Genomic DNA, 21,572 nt, shown 5'->3' on the forward strand with positions numbered 1-21,572 from the left:
GTTTGTAGCTTAAATTTCCCTGACGGCGCGAGCGGGCTCCCAGCTGGTCTCAAAAATAGTTGACATCTGTCATCAGCAGTTGAAAATCAGAGCCAGATGTTTGGTGGGTGGGAGCCAGAAATGCCAGCGGAAAGTGGGACGGCCCGTTCCCTGAATAAAAGTGCAGCCAAAAATGCATTCAGCCGGCAAGACCGGCAGTTGCTGGATCTCCACGGCGTTCTGGTCGATGGTCTGGCCGATATGTTCGGCAAGCACTGTGAGGTGGTATTGCACTCGCTGGCAGACCCGAATCGCTCGGTACTCAAGGTGGCCAACGGCGGCCTGAGTGGCTGTCAGGTCGGCGCGCCCATAGGCGAGCCGGCGCTGCGGCTGTTGCCCGAGCTTGAGCGGCAAGGGGAGGCGCAGTGGCTGACCTGCTTTACCCAGAGCCGGTTAGGTACCCCGATGAAATCCTCGGTCCAGCTACTGCGTGATCTGCAGGGCGAGGCCATCGGCCTTCTGTGCATCAATCTGCACCTGGGCGCGCCGTTTCACGAATTGATGGCCGACTTTCTACCCAGAGTGGCGGAGCGGGCCGAAGTGTCGCCGGAAAACTTCAACAACAACGTCGAAGAGCTGGTGACCCTGACGGTGGAGCGCACCATCGATGCCATTAACGCCGATCCGGATGTGGCCAACAACGCCAAGAACAAGCAGATTGTCACCACCCTCTATGAAAAGGGCATTTTCGACATCAAGGACGCCATTGCCATGGTGTCGAACAAGCTCAATATATCCAAACACACGGTTTATCTTTATATTCGACAAAAAAAACGCGATGACGAAGAACCATCGCCCCACCAGGAGAACCCATGACTAAAACAATCATCGCCACCGACCAGGCTCCCGCCGCCATTGGTCCTTATGTTCAGGCTACCCGCATCGGCAATATGGTGTATACCTCTGGCCAGATCCCGCTCGATCCGGTAAGCATGGATGTGGTTGAAGGCGGTATCGAAGCCCAGACCAAGCAGGTAATGGATAACCTGATGGCCGTGTTGGCCGAAGCCGGTGCCGATGCCTCCAGCGTGCTGAAGACCACCTGCTTCCTGTCCGACATGAACAACTTCCTGGCCTTCAACGAAGTCTATGCCAGCTATTTCACCCTGGGTGCGCCGGCGCGTTCCTGTGTGGAAGTGGCCCGTCTGCCGAAAGACGTGCTGGTAGAAGTGGAAGCCGTTGCCTACGTCGAATAAGTCTTGCCCGGGGCAGCCGTCGGTTGCCCCATTCTGTCCGGATCCCGTCATGAAACCAGCTTCCCTGCAGTTTGCACTATTGGTTACCGGCCCCTGTTACGGCAGCCAGTCGGCGGCGGATGCCTACCGCTTTGCGCGCGCCCTGTTGCAGCAGGGCCATGTGCTCAATCAGATTTTCTTCTATCAGGAAGGCGTACATAACGCCAGCCAGCTGGTGCAGCCGGCCGGCGATGAAACTCACCTGCAGCAGGCCTGGGTCGAGCTGGCCGCCAAGCATGGACTGACGCTGGATGTTTGTGTGGCCGCCGCACTGCGCCGTGGTGTCAGCGACGAGCCGAGCGCGACTCAGGCCGGACTGGAACAGTGGAACCTGGCGGCGCCTTTTCGGCTCAGCGGGTTGGGCTCGCTGGCGCAGGCGGCGCTGAGTGCCGACCGGGTGGTGCAATTTTGAGTGGCGGTAACTTAACGAGTATATGCCGATGAACAAGGTCGCCTTTATTTTTCGAACGCCGCCTCATGGCTCGGCTTCCGGCCGGGAAGGACTGGACGCGTTGCTGGCTACCTCGGCGCTGAGTGAAGACATCGGCGTCTTCTTTATCGACGATGGTGTCTATCAGCTGCTGGCCGATCAGGACCCTGCCTCGATACTGGGGCGGCATTATGCGCCCACCTTCGGCCTGCTCGAGCTGTATGATGTCGATAACGTCTACATCAGCGCCGAGGCGCTGGCCGAGCGTGGCCTGCCGGTCGAACGGCTGGCCATCGAGGCGGCGGTGCTGTCACCGGCCGAATTGCAGCAACGGCTGGCGGATTACCCGGTACGGCTGAGTTTCTGAGGACCCCCATGCTACATACGGTAAAACACTCTCCCTTCGCGCGTCACGATCTGAAACAGGCGCTGGCGCAGATGCAGAATGACGATCGGTTATTGTTATGGCAGGATGCGGTGATTGCGGTCACGGTACCTGCCTGGCAGACACGGTTACAGGCCCTGGCCGACAGCAGACGCCTCTATGTGATGCAGGAAGACCTGCAGGCGCGGGGGCTGACGCATGGGCTGGGTGAACCTGTTACCATGGCCGGGTTGGTCGAACTGGTGGCAAAACTGGGTAGTCCTCAGGCCTGGTGACGACTTTTGCACAAATCATGTGCCAAAAATTGTATAAATCTTGACTCGCCAGCACGGCAAGCATAGAATTTTGCGTCCCCGCTTTTGGGGATAGATTTTTCACAACTGTAGAACGATACTTTTCAGGAGCTGTTAATGGCAACAATTAACCAGCTGGTTCGCAAGCCTCGCCAACAAGCCGTAGCTAAAAGCAACGTGCCGGCGCTGGAAGCTTGCCCGCAGAAACGCGGCGTATGTACCCGCGTATACACCACCACCCCGAAGAAGCCGAACTCCGCACTGCGTAAAGTATGTCGTGTTCGTCTGACCAACGGTTTCGAAGTCAACTCCTACATCGGTGGTGAAGGCCACAACCTGCAGGAGCACTCCGTCGTGCTGATCCGTGGCGGTCGTGTTAAAGATTTGCCCGGTGTGCGTTATCACACCGTACGTGGCGCACTGGACACCTCAGGTGTTTCCGCACGTCGCCAGGCCCGTTCCAAGTACGGTGCCAAGAAGCCCAAGTCTTAATGGTTCTCCGTTAAGTAAGGCCAAACATTTTATTTTTTAACCTGTTGTGTTTTGGGTTATCCCTGAAGTTACGGAGAGTTTGCAATGCCAAGACGTCGCGTAATCGGCCAGCGTAAAATCCTGCCGGATCCCAAGTTCGGATCCGAGCTGCTGGCAAAATTCGTAAACATCGTAATGGTAGATGGTAAGAAATCTACCTCTGAAAAGATTGTTTACGGTGCTCTGGAAATCGTTGCTGACAAGACCAGCAAAGAGCATCTGGCGCTGTTCGAAGAAGCGCTGGACAACATTCGTCCTACTGTTGAAGTTAAATCGCGCCGTGTAGGTGGTTCTACCTACCAGGTGCCGGTTGAAGTACGCCCCGTGCGTCGTAATGCCCTGGCCATGCGCTGGTTGGTAGACGCCGCTCGTAAGCGTGGTGAAAAATCTATGGCTCAGCGTCTGGCTGGCGAGCTGCTGGATGCTTCTGAAAACAAAGGTTCTGCGGTTAAGAAGCGTGAAGACGTGCACCGTATGGCCGAAGCAAACAAAGCGTTTGCCCACTACCGCTGGTAATTGGATGGGTGCGGCATTGCCGCACCCGTTTGATTGCTTACTAAGGACAATCGACCTTAGCAAGAGGATATTATTGTGGCTCGTACAACTCCCATTGAGCGTTACCGCAACATCGGTATCAGCGCTCACATTGACGCCGGTAAAACGACAACCACCGAACGTGTGCTGTTTTATACCGGTGTAAGCCATAAAATCGGCGAAGTACATGATGGCGCTGCTACCATGGACTGGATGGAGCAGGAACAAGAGCGTGGTATTACCATTACCTCTGCCGCGACTACCTGTTTTTGGGATGGTATGGCGCATCAGTATCCACAGCACCGTATTAATATCATCGACACCCCCGGGCACGTTGACTTCACCATTGAAGTCGAACGGTCCATGCGGGTGCTCGACGGTGCCGTTATGGTCTACTGTGCCGTTGGTGGCGTTCAGCCCCAGTCTGAAACCGTATGGCGTCAGGCCAACAAGTATGCGGTTCCGCGTATTGCGTTCGTCAACAAGATGGACCGTACCGGTGCCAATTTCCTGCGGGTGGTTGAGCAGATCAAGTCACGCCTCAAGGGCGTAGCTGTCCCTGTTCAGCTGCCGATCGGCGCAGAAGAACACTTCACCGGCGTTGTTGACCTCATCAAGATGAAGGCCATCAACTGGAGTGAAGAAGACCACGGTACCACTTTTGTCTACGAAGACATTCCTGCCGACATGCAGGAATTGGCCGACGAATGGCATCAGAACCTGGTTGAGGCTGCAGCCGAGGCCAATGAAGAGTTGATGGACAAGTACCTGGAAGGCGGCGAGCTGTCGGAAGCGGAAATCAAAGCTGCTTTGCGTAGTCGCGTGCTGAACAGCGAAATCATCCTGGTCACCTGTGGCTCTGCGTTCAAGAACAAGGGCGTACAGGCGATGCTGGACGTGGTGATTGACTATCTGCCGTCGCCGGTAGAAGTTCACGCCATCAGTGGTTTGAAAGCAGACGGCGAAACGCCGGACACACGTCCGGCCGACGACGCCGCTCCTTTCTCTGCACTGGCGTTCAAGATTGCGACCGACCCGTTCGTGGGCAACCTGACCTTCTTCCGCGTGTACTCCGGTGTGGTTAACACCGGTGATGCCGTGCTGAACTCGGTCAAGGGCAAGCGTGAGCGTTTCGGTCGTATCGTCCAGATGCATGCCAACAAGCGTGAAGAGATCAAATCCGTTTGTGCCGGTGACATCGCCGCCGCTATCGGTCTGAAAGACGTGACGACCGGTGACACCCTGTGTGCCCCGAACGCGCCTATCATTCTGGAGCGGATGGAGTTTCCGGAACCGGTTATCTCCGTGGCTGTTGAGCCCAGAACCCAGGCCGACCAGGAAAAAATGGGGTTGGCACTGGGTCGTCTGGCGCAGGAAGATCCGTCTTTCCGCGTATGGACCGACGAAGAATCGGGGCAGACCATCATCGCCGGTATGGGCGAGCTGCACCTGGATATTCTCGTTGACCGCATGAAGCGTGAATTCAAGGTAGAAGCCAACGTGGGTAAACCCATGGTTGCCTACCGTGAAAGTATCCGTGACAGCATCGAACAGGAAGGCAAGTTCGTACGCCAGTCCGGAGGCCGTGGTCAGTTTGGTCATGTATGGATCAAGATCGAGCCGCAGGCAGAAGGTACCGGCTACATCTTCGAGAACGCCGTTGTCGGTGGTGTTATTCCCAAGGAATACATCCCGGCAGTAGACAAGGGTATTCAGGAACAGATGAAGCAGGGCGTTCTGGCGGGTTATCCGATCGAAGACATCAAGGTCACTCTGTACGATGGTTCTTATCACGATGTTGACTCTTCTGAAATGGCCTTTAAAATCGCCGGTTCTATGGCGTTTAAAGCGGGCTTCATGAAATGTAATCCCGTGCTGCTTGAACCTGTGATGAAGGTTGAAGTAGAGACGCCGGAAGAGTATATGGGTGATGTTATCGGTGACGTGAATCGTCGTCGTGGTATCATCGAAGGCATGGAAGATGGCCCCTCCGGCAAGGTTATTAATGCCGTGTTGCCGCTGTCTGAAATGTTCGGCTACGCTACAGACCTGCGTTCACAGTCGCAAGGTCGTGCTTCTTACTCCATGGAGTTTGCCAAGTACGCCGAAGTACCTGCCAGCATGGCTGAAGCGATTATTGCTCGTAAAGGTTAACTAATCTTTGTTTAAACTCCCCATCCTTATAATGGGTGGGATCAAACTAGGAAGGACTAGTCCGTGTCTAAAGAAAAATTTGAACGTAACAAACCGCACGTAAACGTAGGTACTATCGGCCACGTTGACCACGGTAAAACCACTCTGACTGCTGCCATCACCAACGTGCTGGCCAAAAAGAACGGCGGTTCCGCCCGCGCATTCGACCAGATCGATAACGCTCCTGAAGAAAAAGCGCGTGGTATCACCATCGCTGCTTCTCACGTTGAGTACGACACTGACACTCGTCACTACGCTCACGTTGACTGCCCTGGACACGCCGATTACGTTAAAAACATGATCACCGGTGCTGCTCAGATGGATGGCGCTATCCTGGTTGTTGCTGCGACCGATGGTCCTATGCCGCAAACTCGTGAGCACATCCTGCTGGCCCGCCAGGTAGGCGTACCTTACATCGTTGTGTTCATGAACAAGTGTGACATGGTTGACGATGAAGAGCTGCTCGAGCTGGTAGAAATGGAAGTTCGTGAACTGCTGTCCGAGTACGACTTCCCGGGCGACGACATTCCGGTTATCCAGGGCTCTGCTCTGAAAGGCCTGGAAGGCGATGCACAGTGGGAAGAGAAAATCATCGAACTGGCCGATGCTCTGGATTCCTACATCCCCGAGCCCGAGCGTGCCGTTGACGGTGCTTTCCTGCTGCCGATCGAGGACGTGTTCTCTATCCAGGGCCGTGGCACCGTTGTTACCGGTCGTGTTGAGCGCGGTATCGTTAAAGTTGGTGAAGAAGTGGAAATCGTTGGTATCAAAGATACCATCAAGACCACTTGTACCGGCGTTGAAATGTTCCGCAAGCTGCTGGACGAAGGTCGTGCTGGTGAGAACGTAGGCGTTCTGCTGCGTGGTACCAAGCGTGAAGACGTTGAGCGTGGTCAGGTTCTGGCCAAGCCGGGTTCAATCAACCCGCACACCGACTTCGAATCCGAAGTATACGTGCTGTCCAAGGAAGAAGGCGGTCGTCACACTCCGTTCTTCAAAGGCTACCGTCCCCAGTTCTACTTCCGTACAACTGACGTGACCGGTACCATCGAACTGCCGGAAGGCGTTGAAATGGTTATGCCTGGCGACAACATCAAAATGGTTGTTAGCCTGATTGCTCCTATCGCGATGGAAGACGGTCTGCGTTTCGCCATCCGTGAAGGTGGCCGTACCGTAGGTGCCGGCGTTGTAGCCAAGATCGTTAAGTAATAACGTTTCTTGATTGCACGAAAAAGGAGGCTTCGGCCTCCTTTTTTCGTTTGGGGGCGCGACGGCAAACCAATAACATCAACATGTGCTAATGTTATTGGTTTGCAATCTGCGGTTAGCGATGTTGCTATCTGAGCCATTCAGTCAATTCACCGAGGTGTTATATGGACATCAAACCGGTTACTTCCTCTTTCTCGGTTGCCGACCAGGTGACCGCAGCCGATTTATCGCAGTTAAAGGCGCTGGGTTACCAGACGCTGATTTGCAACCGGCCCGATGGCGAGGTTGAAGGGCAGCCGGCGGCGGAGGCTCTGGCGGCCGAGGCAAGAGCGCAAGGCTTTGACTGGCACTGGATCCCTATCTCTTCCGGTCACTTTACCGATGAGGCGGTAGCCGACTTTGGTCAGGCGTTGGCCGGTCACGAACCGGTACTGGCCTTCTGCCGAACCGGCACCCGTTCCATTACTCTGTGGGCGTTGGCTCAGGCTGCTGAAAAGCCGGCGGCAGAGTTGCTGGGGCTTGCCGCCGCTGCCGGTTATGACCTGTCGGCTCTGGCACCGCGTCTGAGCGTCGCATCAGCCAAGCGCTAAGTGATGCAGCTGTTGCTTTCAGTCGGCTGCCAGGTGATGACAAGGCCACCCTGTGGCAGAATCCTAGGACGGTAGCGATTGTGATGCAGTCACCGGCTAGGCCCATGTTGGCCGAGTTGAGCGGCGACCCCTTTCTGACCCCGTATCAGGCCTGGAGCGGGGTGACGATACAGCCTGAATATGTGATTTGAGGCGCTTTTTTCAACGAATTATGACTTGCATTGATAACTCATATCATTTAGATTTACCGCATTAACGCGGAGGGTTCATCAATGTATGTGTGTTTGTGCAAGGGCATTACCGACAGCCAGCTGCGTGCGGCGGTGGCAGAAGGCAACACCGAATTCAGAGATCTGAAACAGGAACTCGGTGTGGGGGCCCAATGTGGCAAATGCATCCCGGTTGCCCTGGCCATATTGGCAGAAGAAAATGCCAAGGCACAGCTGTACTATGAAGTGGCCTGAACCTCATCAACCCGCCATGAAAAGCCCCGCAAGGGGCTTTTTTGCGTTTGGGCAAAAGAATCAAAACCCGATTCAGTGTCTGTCCAGTTGCTTGTAGGCGTACTTGGGGCGGTTGTTGAGGATCAGGTGCTTTTGTTCGTCGGTCATGTTCGTGGGGTTCAAACCCAGCACCTTGAAGGTGAGCAGGGGCCGTGCGGCTATGGTAATCATCAAGGGCTTGATGGCGTTGAGGCCTGCTTCTCCGGGTTCACCGAAGGCATAGGTCAGAATGCCCTGCTCCAGCAGATTTTTGACGGCCGGCTCGGTGACCGGCAATTTTATGACGTTTTTCCGTTGCAGTACGAACTCGCGCAGCACCGCCTTTTCGCTGGCGTCCAGGTAGTCCAGTAATTCCTTCAGCAGCTTCTGTTGCATCAAGCGCTGCTTGCGATAAAACACATGCTGAAACAGCATAACGGCGGCGTGGGATAAAAAGTAAGACGCAGACGCCACCATACCCAATACAAACAGCAGCCGATAGTCATTCAGCCAGAGACCGAAAGCACCGGAAAACAGCTGTTCTGGCAGCAGTGTCACCAGCATGCAGCTCAGCAGCAGCCAGCACATAAACCAGTTAAGCGGTGAAACCTGTCTTAAATCCAGCATCTTCTTCTCCACAATCCCGGACGCACCCGTCTGAAGTAGCAAGCATTAAAGCAAAGTGCGTGCCATGAGCCAGGCAAGTGCCATGGCGGGTATGACATCTGGCAGATATGAGGCTGGGCGGGTGGCTGACGTGCAGGGGCTTGCTTGGCGTAAATAAGTGATAAATAAATTACCTTTACGTTAAGTGTGTACAAAATATCTTAACATTGTGTGTATTTTGTGTTTTATTAGTATTCAAATAACCTCTATTGTTACAGTAGACAGGGAGTCCAGGTAAATGAGTACAGTTACACTTGAACAGGCGCTGACCATCACACGTGGTGCCTTGCAGCACGCATTGGAAGTCTCTGCTGCGCCGCTCACCGTTGCCGTGCTGGATAATGCCGGCCGTCTGGTGTCGCTGCAGCGTCAGGACGGCTCCAGCCTGTTGCGCCCCGATATTGCCACCGGCAAAGCCTGGGGCGCGGTTGCGCTGGGCCGCAGTTCTCGCGGTCTGGCAGACGTGGCCGCCGCCAGACCGGCATTTATGGCATCCGTTAACGTGATGGCGGGGGGCAATATCATTCCGGCGGCGGGTGGCGTGCTGATCCGTGATGCACAGAACCAGATTCTGGGTGCGGTAGGCATCAGCGGTGATCAACCCGATGTCGATGAAGCTTGCGCCGTTGCTGGCGTCAAGCTGGCCGAGCTGGTAGCAGATTGCGCCTGAATCTCGGTTTCAGGCAGTCAGCCTGATAAGTAAACCTGTTGTTTTGGTCGAGGGGTAACCTTGGTTACTCGTTTCAGCGCTCACCAGTGTGGGCGCTTTTTTTTTTGCGTTTTTTGCCGAACTACGACCGGAACTCGGGTATGGTTAGTCAATATCACTTCTTATTTTATGGCCTGGAGCCTGAAAATCAGTATGTCCCGGATCAGAGCTAAAAACGAAGAAATCATCATCCGCGCCGCCAGCCGTGTTTTTGCCGAAAACGGTTACGCCGCCACCAAGACCGCCGATATCGCCGTGCTGGCGGAGCTGCCGAAACCCAATATCTACTATTATTTCGGCAGCAAGGAAAAACTCTATCGCGCCGTGCTGGAGAGCGTGACCGAGCCTTTACTGGCGGCCTCGGCACCTTTTATCGAGTATCGGGATCCGGTCATGGCCCTGACGGCCTATATCAAATCCAAGCTGATCATTTCGAAAGACTACCCCTACGCCTCCAAGGTGTTTGCTAATGAAATCATGCATGGCGCCCCGCATCTGCCGGAAGACATCATAGCGCGCCTGAGTGAGCAGACCCGCACCCTGAGCGCCAAACTGACCGACTGGATGGGGCAGGGGCTGATGGCACCGGTCGATGCTCATCATCTGCTGTTCGCCATCTGGGCCTCGACCCAGACCTATGCGGACTTCAACTGGCAGATCACCATGGCACTGGGCAAGCAGGAGCTGGACGAGCAGGACTTCGAGCGGGCCGCTCAATTGATTACCCGGCTGGTGATTGGCGGCTGTGAGGTACAATCCCTGCCAACCACCTGATAACGACTTGCCTGTTACCTTGCGACCTCGATGACGTCAGTACCTTGTACTGACGTCATTTTTTTCATCTGTCATGACTTCTTTTCACCCGCCGTTATCTGGCGCCGTTCCCGCTACACTTTATATAAAGGACGAAAAAACTCGCCGCCGTAACCTGAGCACATGCCTGATAAATACTCATTGGTGACAATGGATTAACGGCCCCTGATGCAAGATTCAGGTTATCCGTCGGTAAAATATTTGTTGACTCTTTGGTCAGGTTTAACTTTAATTACACATGAAGATATTATTATTCCGCTGGTCGGTAATGTGTGCGATGTACTCGCTGAAGGAGGCAAGCCTTGATTAAGTTTCTGCTTAACCAGGAGGTGCGGGAGGAAAAAGACCTGTCGCCCAATATGACGGTGCTCAATTATCTGCGCACTCGCGTGGGTAAAAACGGCACCAAGGAAGGATGTGCATCCGGTGACTGCGGCGCCTGCACCGTGGTGCTGGGCGAACGCGAAGGCGAGCACATCCGTTATCAAACGGTGAATTCCTGCCTGACGTTCGTGTCGACATTGCACGGCAAGCAGCTGATCACGGTGGAAGACCTCAAGTCGCAAGACGGCAGCCTGCATCCGGTACAACAGGCGATGGTGGACTTTCACGGTTCCCAGTGTGGCTTCTGTACTCCGGGTTTCATCATGTCGATGTTTGCCCTGAGCAAGAACAAGCCCTCGGCCGACAAGCACGACATTCTCGAGGCCCTGGCCGGCAACCTGTGCCGTTGCACCGGTTATCGCCCCATCGTCGATGCCGCCAGGGCCATCGCCGAACAACCGCAACTGGCCGATGATTTTTCCCGCTACGAGTCCGAGGTGCTGGCCCGGCTCGATCAGATCCAGACCGATACCCTGGTTACCCTTAACGGAAACGGAAAGGTGTGCTACTCGCCCAGCAGCAGTGATGAAGTGGCGGCGCTGCTGGTTCAGCATCCGGGTGCCCGTCTGCTGGCCGGCGGCACCGACCTGGCGCTGGAAGTGACCCAGTTCTACCGCGAACTGCCGAAGATGATTTATGTGGGCAATGTGGCCGACATGAAACAGCTGAAAGAAGACGACCAACAGCTGGTGATTGGCGCGGCCCGCAGCCTGAGCGACAGTTACGAGGCGCTGAGTCGGGTCTTTCCCGACTTCGGCGAGCTGCTGCACCGCTTTGCCTCGCTGCAGATCCGTAATCAGGGCACCCTGGGCGGCAACGTCGGCAACGCCTCGCCCATCGGTGATGCACCGCCGGTGCTGATGGCGCTCGATGCCCGCCTGGTGCTGCGTAAGGGCGACCGTCGTCGGGAGCTGCCCATCGAAGCCTATTTCCTCGGCTACAAGGTGACCGCGCTGGAAGAGGGCGAGTTTATCGAGCAGATCATCGTGCCCAAACCGAAGGCCAATCAGCACTTCAGAGTCTACAAGTTGTCCAAAAGATTGGATGACGATATTTCTGCGGTGTGTGGCGCCTTCAATCTGACCATTGCAGGCGGCGTGGTGACCGATGCCCGCATCGGCTTCGGCGGCATGGCGGCGGTACCCAAACGTGCCTCTGCCTGCGAGCAGGCCCTGCTCGGCCAGTCCTGGAATCACGCCACCGTCAAGGCGGCGATGCAGGCGCTGACCGGTGATTTCGAGCCGCTGTCCGACTTCAGGGCCAGCAAGGAATACCGCAGCAAAACCGCCAGCAACCTGCTCTACAAGTTTTTTATCGAGCAGCAGAGCCTGAAACTGGAAACCAGGGTGACGTCTTATGTCTAACAAGCCAATGAACACACTGACCATCGACGAGATGATGGAGCGGGTCAAACAGAGCCTGCAAACCGGCGTGGGCAAGAGCGTGCCCCACGACAGCGCCGCCATGCAGGTGGCCGGTGAGGCCCAGTACATCGACGACCGGCTGGAGTTCCCCAATCAGCTGCATCTGTATGCGCGGCTGTCGGAGCGGGCCCATGCCCGTATTACCAGACTCGATGTGGCTCCCTGCTACCGGTTTGACGGTGTAACCATCGCCATTACCGCCAAAGACGTGCCCGGGGAGCTGGATATAGGCCCGGTACTGGCCGGCGATCCGCTGCTGGCCGACGGCAAGGTCGAATACCTGGGCCAGCCGATACTGGCGGTGGCGGCCAAAGATCTGGAAACCGCACGCAAGGCGGCGATGGCGGCCATTGTCGAATACGAAGATTTGCCGCCGGTGCTGTCGGTGGAAGAAGCGCTGGAAAAAGAGCTGTTCGTGACCGAAAGCCACAAGCAGCAACGGGGTGACTCCGCCGCCGGTCTAAAGCGCGCCAAGCATGTGATTGAGGGCAGCCTGCATATCGGCGGCCAGGAACACTTCTATCTGGAAACCCAGGTCAGCTCGGTGGTGCCCACCGAAGACGGCGGCATGATGGTGTTTACCTCCAGCCAGAACCCGACCGAGGTGCAGAAGCTGGTGGCCGGCGTGCTGGACGTGCCGATGCACAAGGTGGTGATCGACATGCGCCGCATGGGCGGCGGCTTCGGCGGCAAGGAAACCCAGGCTGCCGGACCCGCCTGCATGGCGGCGGTGGTGGCACGGCTCACCGGTCGCCCCACCAAGATGCGTCTGCCGCGGGTCGAAGACATGACGATGACCGGCAAGCGTCATCCCTTCTTCAACCAGTACAAGATCGGCTTCGATGATAACGGCCGCATCGAGGCGTCGGAAATCATCGTCGCCGGTAACTGCGGCTATTCGCCGGATCTGTCGTCCTCGATTGTCGACCGGGCCATGTTCCACTCGGACAACGCCTATTATCTGGGTGACGCTACCGTTATCGGCCACCGCTGCAAGACCAACACCGCCTCCAACACCGCCTATCGTGGTTTCGGTGGTCCCCAGGGCATGATGACGATCGAGCATGTGATGGACGAGATCGCCTCGAAGCTTGGCAAGGATCCGCTGGAGATCCGCAAGATCAACTTCTACGGCAAGGACGACCGCAACGTTACCCATTATCACCAGCCGGTGGAGCACAATATTATTCACGAGCTGGTGGCGGATCTGGAGCTGTCTTCCGAATACGCCAGCCGGCGCGCGGCGATCAAGGCGTTCAACGCCCGGAGCCCGATTCTGAAGAAGGGCATCGCCATCACCCCGGTGAAGTTCGGTATTTCCTTTACCGCCACCTTCCTCAACCAGGCCGGCGCCCTGGTGCATATCTACACCGATGGCAGCATCCATCTCAACCACGGCGGTACCGAGATGGGGCAGGGGCTGAACATCAAGGTAGCCCAGATAGTGGCGGAAGAATTTCAGGTGGACATCGATCGTATCCAGATCACCGCCACCAATACCGACAAGGTGCCCAACACCTCGCCCACGGCGGCGTCCAGTGGCACCGATCTGAACGGCAAGGCGGCGCAAAATGCGGCGCAGATCATCAAGCAACGGTTGATCGACTGGGCGGCGGGGCACTTTCAGGTCAGCCCGGAAGAAGTGGTGTTCAAGAACAACGTCGTGCGGGTGCGCAACCAGATACTGTCGTTCCAGGAATTCGTACAGCTGGCGTACTTCAACCAGATTTCGCTATCCAGTACCGGCTTCTACAAGACGCCGAAGATCTATTACGATCATGCCAGCGGATCCGGCTGTCCCTTCTACTACTTCGCCTACGGTGCCGCCTGTTCCGAGGTGATCATCGACACCCTGACCGGCGAATACAAGATACTGCGTGCCGACATACTGCACGACGTGGGTGACTCGCTGAACCCGGCCATCGATATCGGTCAGGTCGAGGGCGCCTTCATTCAGGGCGTGGGTTGGCTCACCACCGAAGAGCTGGTGTGGAATGACAAGGGCAAGCTGATGACCAACGGTCCGGCGGGTTACAAGATACCGGCGGTGGCCGACACCCCCCTCGACTTCCGCGTCAAGCTGGTAGAAAACCGCAAGAACCCGGAAGACACCGTATTCCACTCCAAGGCCGTGGGCGAGCCGCCCTTCATGCTTGGCATCTCGGTGTGGTGTGCGCTGAAAGACGCGGTGGCCAGCGTGTCGGATTACCGGAAATATCCGCACATGGACTCACCGGCCACGCCGGAACGGGTGCTGTGGGCGGTGGAGCAGATGCAGGCGCTGGTGGAACAGGACGAAGCCGTGACCGAGGAAGTGCTGGCTAAGTAAGGCGTATTCAGTAGCGGACTTAGGTGCTCAAGAGGCAACAGGGTTGCCTCTTCCGACCTGCTACAAGTACTTCCCTGTAACGCTCACACATGCCATCTGATCGCCATGGATGGCGAAAATGCCGGAACGGCAGGAGCATTTTCCGGCCATGGCATGTGATGGTCGGCCGAGGCAATCCCTGTTGCCTCTCCTTGACACTCGAGCTGCCAGCGGACTAGACCAACAGGCGACTCCGTCACCAAGGGAGGGCTGAGGGATCTGCTCCGCCGACCGTGACATGCCAGGGATGACATGTCCGAGCCCCCAGGGATGGGTTTATGGCGTGTCGGGGGAGTAGACCCTTGGCCCGATGTTTCTCCTGAGATAAAACCTGCGTTTGCTGTTGGTAGTAGAGGCGGTAGTAGAGGTGAAGTGATGTTCAAGGACAACTGGATTCAGGTGCTGGCCGAGCTGGAACGCAAGGGCGAACCCTGCGTGCTGGTGACTGTGGTCGAGCACAAGGGCTCTACGCCTCGCGACAGCGGCACCAAGATGCTGGTGACCGAGCAGGGCTGCTACGCCACCATCGGCGGCGGCCATCTGGAATACAAGGCGCTGAAGTTGGCGCGAGACATGTTGCTGCAAGGCGAACAACAGATGAAGGTCGAGCGATTCAACCTCGGCGCCAGCCTGGGCCAGTGTTGTGGCGGCATGGCCACCATCATGCTGGAGCCGGTGGTGCGGGCACGCCATCATCTGGTGCTGTTCGGCGCCGGCCATGTGGCCAAGGCGTTGGTGCACATACTGGCCACCTTACCGTTTCGCATTACCTGGATAGACGAGCGGGAGGATGAGTTTCCTACCGAGCTGCCGGCCGGTGCCAGCAAGCTAGTGAGCGATGATCCGGTGGCCGAGATCGACGGCCAGCCCGCCGGTAGCTTCTATCTGGTGATGACTCACAACCATCAGCTCGATCTGGAGCTCTGTGCCCGTATTCTCAAGCGGGGCGATGCCCGTTATTTCGGCGTCATCGGCTCGCGCACCAAGCGCAAGCGGTTCGATTACAAGCTGAAAGAGCGGGGATTCGACGAGGCGGCGCTGGCCCGGATGATCTGCCCCATCGGCCTGCCCGAGGTGATCGGCAAGCATCCGGCAGAAATCGCGGTGTCGGTGGCCGGCGAGTTGATTGGGGCCTATCAGCAGCCGGTCACGGCGCCCGGTACCGCGGCGGATACCCAGGCGGACGGCACCGAGTCGGTGCCGTCTCCATCATACCAAGTTTAAAGGAGCAGCCTTTACATGACGCAAGTGACCGCGTATCGCGCCGCCATTCTGCACAGCCTGGCCGATCCGGCCCGGGTCGGGCTGGACGCCAGCCATGCCTATTATGAAGACGGTGTGCTGGTGGTGGCCGACGGCCATATCTGCGATATCGGCCCGGCCGACCAGGTGCTGGCGCGCCAGCCGACGAATCTTGAGGTGATCCGTTTTGAAAACAAGCTGATCACCGCCGGCTTTATCGATACCCATATCCATTTTCCCCAGACCGAGATGATCGCCTCCTATGGCGAGCAGTTGCTCGACTGGCTGAACAACTATACCTTTCCGGAAGAGCGGAAATTTGCCGATCCCGCACACGCACGGCGGGTGGCGAGCTTCTTTCTGGATGAGCTGTTGCGTAACGGCACCACCACCGCCATGGTGTTCGGCACCGTGCACAAAGCCTCGGTCGATGCCTTTTTCAGTGAGTCCGAAAAACGTAACACGCGGATGATCGCCGGCAAGGTGATGATGGACCGGCACGCTCCCGACTATCTGCTCGATACTCCCGAGTCCGCTTATGCCGACAGCAAGGCATTGATCGAGCGTTGGCACCACAAGGGCCGCCAGCTCTATGCGGTAACGCCACGCTTTGCACCCACCAGTACCGCCGATCAGTTGGCCGTGGCCGGTCGCCTGCTGCAGGAATATCCGGATGTTTATCTGCAGACGCACCTGTCCGAAAACAAGCAGGAAATCGCATGGGTGAAGGAGCTGTTTCCCGAGCGCAAGGGCTATCTGGATGTATATGACCATTTCGGTCTACTCGGTGAGCGTTCGGTATTCGCCCATGCGGTACACCTGGAGCAGGAGGAATGCGAACGCATGGGGGAGACCGATTCGGTGATCTCCTTCTGCCCCACCTCCAACCTGTTTCTGGGCTCTGGGCTGTTCGATCTGCCCAGGATGGAAGCGCACCAGGTCCGGGTCGGTCTGGGCACCGACGTGGGCGGCGGCACCAGTTTCTCCATGCTGCAGACCATTGCCGAAGCCTACAAAATTCAGCAATTGCAGCAGCACAAGCTGCACCCGCTGAAGGCGCTGTATCTGGCTACCCTGGGCGGTGCCAAGGCACTTAGCCTGGACGATCGTATCGGTAACCTGACGGTCGGCAAGGAAGCCGATTTTCTGGTGCTGGATCTCCATGCCACCCCCTTGATACAGGCGCGAATGAAAAATGCTCACAATTTGTTCGAACAATTATTCGTGCTGATGATGCTGGGGGACGATCGGGTGATTGCCGAAACCTATATTTATGGTGACTGCTGCTACCGCCGGCATTAAGTTCCAATAGAAACCTCTTCTCGGCCCGCTGCGGCTGTGCTGCGAAAAGCGCCCATTTCGGGCGTTTTTTGTGTTCAGTCACAGTCTTGACTATTGCAACTGTCGTATCGTGCAAAACCCAGTAAGATTGTATACGAGATTACAAAAATTTAACTAACAGGCAAGCATGCGGTATACCTTTTGTCGTATATGCAGGCCGTAACTGGAAACCCACAGCATGAGTTCACTCAGTCAACTGGAGCCGAGACCCGTCAAGTCGAGCTCAAATACCCAGGATGATATTGTTTACGAACATATCTTCGATGCCATTCTCGAACAGCGGCTGGCACCGGGCACCAAGCTCAGCGAAGAAGCGCTGGGCGAAATCTTCGGCGTCAGCCGAACCATTATCCGTCGTGCTCTGTTGCGCCTGTCGCACGAGCAGGTCGTCAGCATCAGACCCAACCGTGGCGCCGTGGTAGCGGCCCCGAGTGTGGAAGAAGCGCGGCAGATTTTCGCCGCTCGCCGGGTGGTGGAGCTGGCGGTGATCGAGCTGGCGGTGAAACATGCCACGCCCGAAGGTCTGCAGCGCATCCGTACCATGGTGCAGGAAGAGCACGATGCCTTCGCGCGGGGTGACCGCGGCAAGGGCATTCGGCTGTCGGGCGAGTTTCATCTGGAGTTGGCCCACATGGCCAACAACACGCCGCTGCTCAACTTTCAGCGCAGCGTCGTATCACAAACCTCGCTGATCATTGCCCAGTACGAAGTCGGCCATCAGGTGCACTGCTCCTTTAACGAGCATGACGCCCTGCTGAAGGCCATCGAGTCCGGTGATCCGCAGCAGGCGGTCAACATGATGACCGAGCACCTGAACCATATCGAAGGCAAGCTGAACCTGGATAACGAGTCCGCTTCCACCGATTTGCATGTGGTGTTTTCCGGTGTGGTCAAGAAAAAGCCAGGCCGTAGCCGTTAAGCCTTAGCCGCTAAGCCATAGCCGTCAGGCCATGGTCGTTCATCTCCCCTGAGTGCGGAGCCGGTAGCAGGCTCCGCTTATCTTGTTGTTCTCTCTCACTTTATTCCTCCGCCTCCGCTGTCTTGCCGTGGCGTTTTTGTCGTGCCGACACCCCGGTCAGGGGGTGGTCCAAGCCACGGCAGCCAACTGGCGCTACCGGCATGGCCGCCTTCCTCCTAATGTTGTGAACATGTAAACGGCAGTAACAACTGCTGGATTTATGGTCATCGCACAGCCCAGACGGGGCTGCCAAAGGAGAATGTCATGTCAGCAGAAAATCAGAAAACCGTCGCCTTGCTTGAACAACTGTTTGCCGCCTTCAATCGTCACGATATCGAGGGCGTCATGGCCTGCATGAGCGAAGATGTTGTGTTCGAAGGTGCCGCCGGCACCGAAGCATACGGCACCCGTTTCGATGGTGCCGCCGCCGTGGCCGCCGCCTTCGTCAAGGTATGGACCACCTATCCCGATGTCAGCTGGCAGAACACCAGCCACTTTGCCGCCGGCGACAAGGGCGTGTCCCAGTGGACCTTCTGTGCTACCTGCCCGGATGGCAAGCGAATCGAAGCCGACGGCGTCGATATCTTTACCGTGAACGACGGCAAGCTGGTGCTGAAGCAGGCCTTCCGTAAAGACCGCCCGCTGCTGGATCCCAAGTAAACAACACCAGGGATTTCAACTTTTCATCCGGGGAATACAAATATGGATATTGCCAACAAAACCCAGGCGGATCTCCGCCAGCCGGCTCAGTCCAAGAAGGTGCTGGACAGCTATGATCCCACCTACGATCCACTGGTTGCTCCTACGCCGGGTCGTGGCCAGCAGTATGCGCCCACCTACTGGGTGGCCACCGCCGGCGCACCGCCGGAAGACGATGGCCCCATCACTCAGGACGTGGATGTGGACGTCGCCATTATCGGCAGTGGCTTCACCGGCCTGAGCTGCGCCCTGTTTCTGGCCAAGGAACATGGCATCAAGGCGACGGTACTGGAAGCCAACCAGATCAGCTGGGGCTGTACCAGCCGCAACGGTGGTCAGGCCCAGAATGCCTCTGGTCGCTTGACTCGTTCCCAGTGGATACAGCGCTGGGGCCTGGATACCGCCCGCAAGATGCACGAAGAGGTGCGTGAAGGTTTCGATACCTTCAAGGGGCTGATCAAGGACGGCAATATCGACTGTAATCCCCAGGATGGCGGTCATCTCTACATCGCCCACCGGGACAAGGCGATGCGCAAGCTGGAGGCCGAAGCCAAGGTATTGCGCAATCAGTTCGGTTACGAGACCGAGATGCTCGACAAGGCCACTCTCAGCCGCAACTACGTTGACGAAGCCGAGGCGGTGGGTGCCATGCACGAGCCGGACGGCATCGGTGTGCATCCGCTCAAGCTGGCCCATGGCTATCAGCGCATCGCGCGGGAGCTGGGCGCGACCGTACATCCGTCCAGTCCGGTCACCGGCTGGGAAACCAAAAACGGTATCCATTATCTGCAAACGCCGGGTGGCATAGTGCGTGCCCGGGCCGTGGCGGTCGCCACCGGGGGTTATACCTCGCAGGGGCTGCACCAGAGCCTGCGCAGCAAGATAATGCCGATACTGTCCAACTCGCTGGTGACCCGGCCGATGACGGATCAGGAGCTCGCCGCCTGTAACTTCAAGACCAACGAGGTGATCACCGACACCCGTACCCTGCGGCATTATTACCGCAAGCTGCCGGACAATCGCTTGCAGATCGGCAGTCGCAGCTCCATTACCGGCAGCGATGCGCCCAATCCCAAGCACCTGCAGTTACTGATCGACGGCATGCATCGCAAGTTTCCGGCGCTCAACGGCATCAAGGTGGATTATTCCTGGTGGGGCTGGGTGGATGTGAGTCACGACATGATGCCGCGTATCGCCCAGCCCGATGAAAAAGAGCAGGTATTCTATGCCCTGGGTTACGGCGGCAACGGTGTCATGTTCTCGGCCCATGCCGGCCGGCGCATGGCCCAGCGCGTGGCGGGCATCAAGGAAGGCTTCGAACTGCCGATTTACGACACGGCACTGCCGGGACACCTGTTTTCGCCCTTCCGTCGCATGGGGCAGCGGATGCTGTACCACTGGTACCAGCTGCGCGACGAGCATTTGTAAACCGAGCTAACAGCTTGAGATGCCGAAGCTTTACTTTTGCGTTCATTGGGTTACAAAGGTGTAACCTAATGACGCATTATGGCTTCGGCATTTTTGCGTCTGTTTTATCACTCGTAGACAGGTAAGTCGTTGTATGTTCCCGCTGTTTCATTTCTCCACGGAAAAAACCACCAGTCTGCAGCAGCAGCTGCGCGAGCAAATTGCCGCCGCCATCCTTAATGGCAATATTCCCCAGGACAGCCCTCTGCCTTCCAGCCGCAAGCTGGCCAAGCAGCTGAGTATTGCCCGCAATACGGTGGTGCTGGCCTATGAGCATTTGCTGGACGATGGCTATCTGCTGGCCAGGGAACGCAGTGGTTATTTCGTCAATCCGGATATTCTGTCCCGCCAGTTGGAGGTGCCGGTACAGAGCAGCCGCGAAGAAGAGGGCTCACCACCGGACTGGGCGAACAAACTCAAGATTATTCCCAGTCATCAGCACAACATCACCAAGCCCAAAGACTGGCAGAAATATCCCTATCCCTTTATTTACGGTCAGTTCGATACCAGCCTGTTTCCCAGCAACAACTGGCGCGAATGCTGCCGGGATGCGGTGAGTGTACCGGCGATTCGCGACTGGGCCTCGGATCGTTTCGATGCGGATGATCCGCTGCTGATCGAGCAGATCCGTACCCGGCTGCTGCCAAGGCGCGGCGTCTGGGCCTCGGCTGATCAGATACTGGTGACGGTGGGCGCCCAGCAGGCGCTGTACATGCTGGCCCGGCTGCTGCTGGACAAAGACAGCACCATCGGCATCGAAGAGCCGGGCTATGTGGACATTCGCAACATCGCCACCATGAACCCGGCCCGGGTACGCGGCCTGCCGGTCGATGATCAGGGACTGGTTGTTGATGAAGGGCTGAACGGCTGTGATGCGGTGTTTACCACTCCCAGTCACCAGTGCCCGACCACGGTGACCATGCCGCTGGAACGGCGCTATGCCCTGCTGGAAAAAGCGAGCGAGCAGGACTTTTTGATCATCGAAGATGATTACGAATGCGAGAGTAACTTCAAGTCCAATCCGATACCGGCGCTGAAGAGCCTGGATACCAACGATCGAGTGCTGTACGTCGGTAGCCTGTCCAAGACCCTGGCGCCGGGACTGCGACTGGGTTACCTGGTCGGCCCCGCCGAGTTGATCCGCGAGGCCCGGGCCTTGCGCCGCCTGATACTGCGCCACCCGGCCGCCAACAACCAGCGCTCGGTGGCGCTGTTTCTGGAACGGGGCTATCACGATGCGTTGATCATGACGATTGCCAAGGCCTACGAAGAGCGCTGGCAGGAAATGGGGGAGGCGTTGAACGAATACCTGCCTTCGTCCAGTCGTCAGCCCAGTTTCGGCGGCTCCTGTTACTGGGTGAAGGGGCCCGAAGGACTCGACAGCCGGCTGTTGCGCAAGGAGGCGGCCGACCGCGGCATACTGATCGAACCCGGTGATATTCACTTTCTGGAACAGCCGGCACCGCTTAACTATTTCCGTCTCGGTTATTCCTCGATTCCGGCCAACAAGATACGGCCGGGCATCAAGGCACTGGTAGAGCTGATTGAAGACATGATCTGATTCGCTTGCGCCAGTATGG

22 protein-coding genes are annotated in these 21,572 nt (G+C 57.1%); 21 read left to right on the forward strand and 1 reads right to left on the reverse strand.

Annotated features, from left to right (window positions below; all coding sequences use genetic code 11):
* Nucleotides 1-120: 120 nt before the first annotated feature.
* From ABD827_RS06790 to ABD827_RS06840, 11 genes are all read left to right on the forward strand, one after another.
* Nucleotides 121-855, forward strand: coding sequence for a helix-turn-helix transcriptional regulator (locus ABD827_RS06790; RefSeq protein ID WP_344963539.1), 735 nt, complete (start codon nucleotides 121-123; stop codon nucleotides 853-855).
* The gene (locus tag ABD827_RS06795) at nucleotides 852-1,235 is read left to right on the forward strand and encodes a RidA family protein (protein WP_298719778.1); all 384 of its coding nucleotides are present in this window, start codon (nucleotides 852-854) and stop codon (nucleotides 1,233-1,235) included. Before ABD827_RS06790 ends, ABD827_RS06795 begins: the two co-directional genes overlap by 4 nt.
* Before the next feature lie 49 nt (nucleotides 1,236-1,284).
* Complete coding sequence (gene tusD / locus ABD827_RS06800; RefSeq protein ID WP_344963541.1) at nucleotides 1,285-1,686, forward strand: sulfurtransferase complex subunit TusD; 402 nt, start codon at nucleotides 1,285-1,287, stop codon at nucleotides 1,684-1,686.
* A gap of 28 nt (nucleotides 1,687-1,714) precedes the next feature.
* The gene (gene tusC, locus ABD827_RS06805) at nucleotides 1,715-2,071 is read left to right on the forward strand and encodes a sulfurtransferase complex subunit TusC (protein WP_344963543.1); all 357 of its coding nucleotides are present in this window, start codon (nucleotides 1,715-1,717) and stop codon (nucleotides 2,069-2,071) included.
* A gap of 8 nt (nucleotides 2,072-2,079) precedes the next feature.
* Nucleotides 2,080-2,364, forward strand: coding sequence for a sulfurtransferase complex subunit TusB (gene tusB / locus ABD827_RS06810; protein WP_344963545.1), 285 nt, complete (start codon nucleotides 2,080-2,082; stop codon nucleotides 2,362-2,364).
* Between the two features lie 135 nt (nucleotides 2,365-2,499).
* On the forward strand, nucleotides 2,500-2,874 hold the full coding sequence (gene rpsL / locus ABD827_RS06815) for a 30S ribosomal protein S12 (protein ID WP_071474210.1): 375 nt from the start codon (nucleotides 2,500-2,502) through the stop codon (nucleotides 2,872-2,874).
* Nucleotides 2,875-2,958: 84 nt separating this feature from the next.
* A complete protein-coding gene (gene rpsG / locus ABD827_RS06820) occupies nucleotides 2,959-3,429 on the forward strand; it encodes a 30S ribosomal protein S7 (protein WP_298719767.1) in 471 nt (156 codons plus the stop codon).
* 75 nt (nucleotides 3,430-3,504) lie between these two features.
* Complete coding sequence (gene fusA, locus ABD827_RS06825; protein WP_344963550.1) at nucleotides 3,505-5,601, forward strand: elongation factor G; 2,097 nt, start codon at nucleotides 3,505-3,507, stop codon at nucleotides 5,599-5,601.
* Nucleotides 5,602-5,664: 63 nt separating this feature from the next.
* Nucleotides 5,665-6,849: an elongation factor Tu gene (gene tuf / locus ABD827_RS06830; RefSeq protein WP_298719763.1), complete on the forward strand. Its 1,185-nt coding sequence runs from the start codon at nucleotides 5,665-5,667 to the stop codon at nucleotides 6,847-6,849.
* 164 nt (nucleotides 6,850-7,013) lie between these two features.
* On the forward strand, nucleotides 7,014-7,439 hold the full coding sequence (locus ABD827_RS06835; RefSeq protein WP_344963553.1) for a protein tyrosine phosphatase family protein: 426 nt from the start codon (nucleotides 7,014-7,016) through the stop codon (nucleotides 7,437-7,439).
* A 272-nt stretch (nucleotides 7,440-7,711) separates the two neighbouring features.
* Nucleotides 7,712-7,903 (forward strand): bacterioferritin-associated ferredoxin, encoded by a 192-nt coding sequence (locus ABD827_RS06840; protein WP_298719759.1) that lies wholly within the window; start codon nucleotides 7,712-7,714, stop codon nucleotides 7,901-7,903.
* A 72-nt stretch (nucleotides 7,904-7,975) separates the two neighbouring features.
* Here the strand turns inward: ABD827_RS06840 and ABD827_RS06845 are convergent, their stop codons facing one another.
* Entirely contained in the window at nucleotides 7,976-8,548 is a 573-nt protein-coding gene (locus tag ABD827_RS06845) for a superinfection exclusion B family protein (RefSeq protein ID WP_298719757.1), read from the reverse strand.
* Between the two features lie 277 nt (nucleotides 8,549-8,825).
* Between ABD827_RS06845 and ABD827_RS06850 the strand changes: the two genes are divergently transcribed.
* The 10 genes from ABD827_RS06850 (at nucleotide 8,826) to pdxR (ending at nucleotide 21,553) form a co-directional block, all read left to right on the forward strand.
* Nucleotides 8,826-9,257 (forward strand): GlcG/HbpS family heme-binding protein, encoded by a 432-nt coding sequence (locus ABD827_RS06850; protein ID WP_298719755.1) that lies wholly within the window; start codon nucleotides 8,826-8,828, stop codon nucleotides 9,255-9,257.
* 192 nt (nucleotides 9,258-9,449) lie between these two features.
* Entirely contained in the window at nucleotides 9,450-10,070 is a 621-nt protein-coding gene (locus ABD827_RS06855; protein ID WP_298719753.1) for a TetR/AcrR family transcriptional regulator, read from the forward strand.
* A 341-nt stretch (nucleotides 10,071-10,411) separates the two neighbouring features.
* Nucleotides 10,412-11,857: a xanthine dehydrogenase small subunit gene (xdhA, locus tag ABD827_RS06860; RefSeq protein WP_344963557.1), complete on the forward strand. Its 1,446-nt coding sequence runs from the start codon at nucleotides 10,412-10,414 to the stop codon at nucleotides 11,855-11,857.
* Nucleotides 11,850-14,246 carry a xanthine dehydrogenase molybdopterin binding subunit gene (gene xdhB, locus ABD827_RS06865; RefSeq protein WP_344963559.1) on the forward strand — a complete coding sequence of 799 codons (2,397 nt, stop codon included), beginning with the start codon at nucleotides 11,850-11,852 and terminating at the stop codon, nucleotides 14,244-14,246. The genes xdhA and xdhB overlap by 8 nt, the downstream gene beginning before the upstream one ends.
* Nucleotides 14,247-14,660: 414 nt before the next feature.
* Nucleotides 14,661-15,509: a xanthine dehydrogenase accessory protein XdhC gene (xdhC, locus tag ABD827_RS06870; protein ID WP_344963561.1), complete on the forward strand. Its 849-nt coding sequence runs from the start codon at nucleotides 14,661-14,663 to the stop codon at nucleotides 15,507-15,509.
* Between the two features lie 15 nt (nucleotides 15,510-15,524).
* Entirely contained in the window at nucleotides 15,525-16,829 is a 1,305-nt protein-coding gene (gene guaD, locus ABD827_RS06875) for a guanine deaminase (RefSeq protein WP_344963563.1), read from the forward strand.
* Nucleotides 16,830-17,046: 217 nt separating this feature from the next.
* On the forward strand, nucleotides 17,047-17,787 hold the full coding sequence (locus ABD827_RS06880; protein ID WP_298719744.1) for a GntR family transcriptional regulator: 741 nt from the start codon (nucleotides 17,047-17,049) through the stop codon (nucleotides 17,785-17,787).
* Nucleotides 17,788-18,090: 303 nt separating this feature from the next.
* Nucleotides 18,091-18,486 carry a nuclear transport factor 2 family protein gene (locus ABD827_RS06885; protein WP_298719743.1) on the forward strand — a complete coding sequence of 132 codons (396 nt, stop codon included), beginning with the start codon at nucleotides 18,091-18,093 and terminating at the stop codon, nucleotides 18,484-18,486.
* Between the two features lie 42 nt (nucleotides 18,487-18,528).
* A complete protein-coding gene (locus ABD827_RS06890; protein WP_344963566.1) occupies nucleotides 18,529-19,953 on the forward strand; it encodes an NAD(P)/FAD-dependent oxidoreductase in 1,425 nt (474 codons plus the stop codon).
* 133 nt (nucleotides 19,954-20,086) lie between these two features.
* Nucleotides 20,087-21,553, forward strand: a complete 1,467-nt coding sequence (gene pdxR / locus ABD827_RS06895; RefSeq protein ID WP_344963568.1) for a MocR-like pyridoxine biosynthesis transcription factor PdxR — start codon at nucleotides 20,087-20,089, stop codon at nucleotides 21,551-21,553.
* Nucleotides 21,554-21,572: the final 19 nt, after the last annotated feature.

The sequence above is a fragment of the Oceanisphaera sediminis genome, assembly GCF_039539745.1.
In the GTDB taxonomy this organism is placed as follows: domain Bacteria; phylum Pseudomonadota; class Gammaproteobacteria; order Enterobacterales; family Aeromonadaceae; genus Oceanimonas; species Oceanimonas sediminis.

Bases quoted from the DNA above. Each gene is read 5' to 3' on its own strand.
- ABD827_RS06850 (WP_298719755.1), top strand. From the start codon at position 8,826: ATGAGTACAGTTACACTTGAACAGGCGCTGACCATCACACGTGGTGCC.
- rpsG (WP_298719767.1), top strand. From the start codon at position 2,959: ATGCCAAGACGTCGCGTAATCGGCCAGCGTAAAATCCTGCCGGATCCC.
- guaD (WP_344963563.1), top strand. From the start codon at position 15,525: ATGACGCAAGTGACCGCGTATCGCGCCGCCATTCTGCACAGCCTGGCC.
- ABD827_RS06855 (WP_298719753.1), top strand. From the start codon at position 9,450: ATGTCCCGGATCAGAGCTAAAAACGAAGAAATCATCATCCGCGCCGCC.
- ABD827_RS06845 (WP_298719757.1), bottom strand. From the start codon at position 8,548: ATGCTGGATTTAAGACAGGTTTCACCGCTTAACTGGTTTATGTGCTGG.
- ABD827_RS06835 (WP_344963553.1), top strand. From the start codon at position 7,014: ATGGACATCAAACCGGTTACTTCCTCTTTCTCGGTTGCCGACCAGGTG.
- ABD827_RS06840 (WP_298719759.1), top strand. From the start codon at position 7,712: ATGTATGTGTGTTTGTGCAAGGGCATTACCGACAGCCAGCTGCGTGCG.
- ABD827_RS06795 (WP_298719778.1), top strand. From the start codon at position 852: ATGACTAAAACAATCATCGCCACCGACCAGGCTCCCGCCGCCATTGGT.
- pdxR (WP_344963568.1), top strand. From the start codon at position 20,087: ATGTTCCCGCTGTTTCATTTCTCCACGGAAAAAACCACCAGTCTGCAG.
- ABD827_RS06790 (WP_344963539.1), top strand. From the start codon at position 121: ATGCCAGCGGAAAGTGGGACGGCCCGTTCCCTGAATAAAAGTGCAGCC.
- xdhC (WP_344963561.1), top strand. From the start codon at position 14,661: ATGTTCAAGGACAACTGGATTCAGGTGCTGGCCGAGCTGGAACGCAAG.
- ABD827_RS06890 (WP_344963566.1), top strand. From the start codon at position 18,529: ATGGATATTGCCAACAAAACCCAGGCGGATCTCCGCCAGCCGGCTCAG.
- rpsL (WP_071474210.1), top strand. From the start codon at position 2,500: ATGGCAACAATTAACCAGCTGGTTCGCAAGCCTCGCCAACAAGCCGTA.
- ABD827_RS06880 (WP_298719744.1), top strand. From the start codon at position 17,047: ATGAGTTCACTCAGTCAACTGGAGCCGAGACCCGTCAAGTCGAGCTCA.
- ABD827_RS06885 (WP_298719743.1), top strand. From the start codon at position 18,091: ATGTCAGCAGAAAATCAGAAAACCGTCGCCTTGCTTGAACAACTGTTT.
- tusB (WP_344963545.1), top strand. From the start codon at position 2,080: ATGCTACATACGGTAAAACACTCTCCCTTCGCGCGTCACGATCTGAAA.
- tusC (WP_344963543.1), top strand. From the start codon at position 1,715: ATGAACAAGGTCGCCTTTATTTTTCGAACGCCGCCTCATGGCTCGGCT.
- tusD (WP_344963541.1), top strand. From the start codon at position 1,285: ATGAAACCAGCTTCCCTGCAGTTTGCACTATTGGTTACCGGCCCCTGT.
- xdhB (WP_344963559.1), top strand. From the start codon at position 11,850: ATGTCTAACAAGCCAATGAACACACTGACCATCGACGAGATGATGGAG.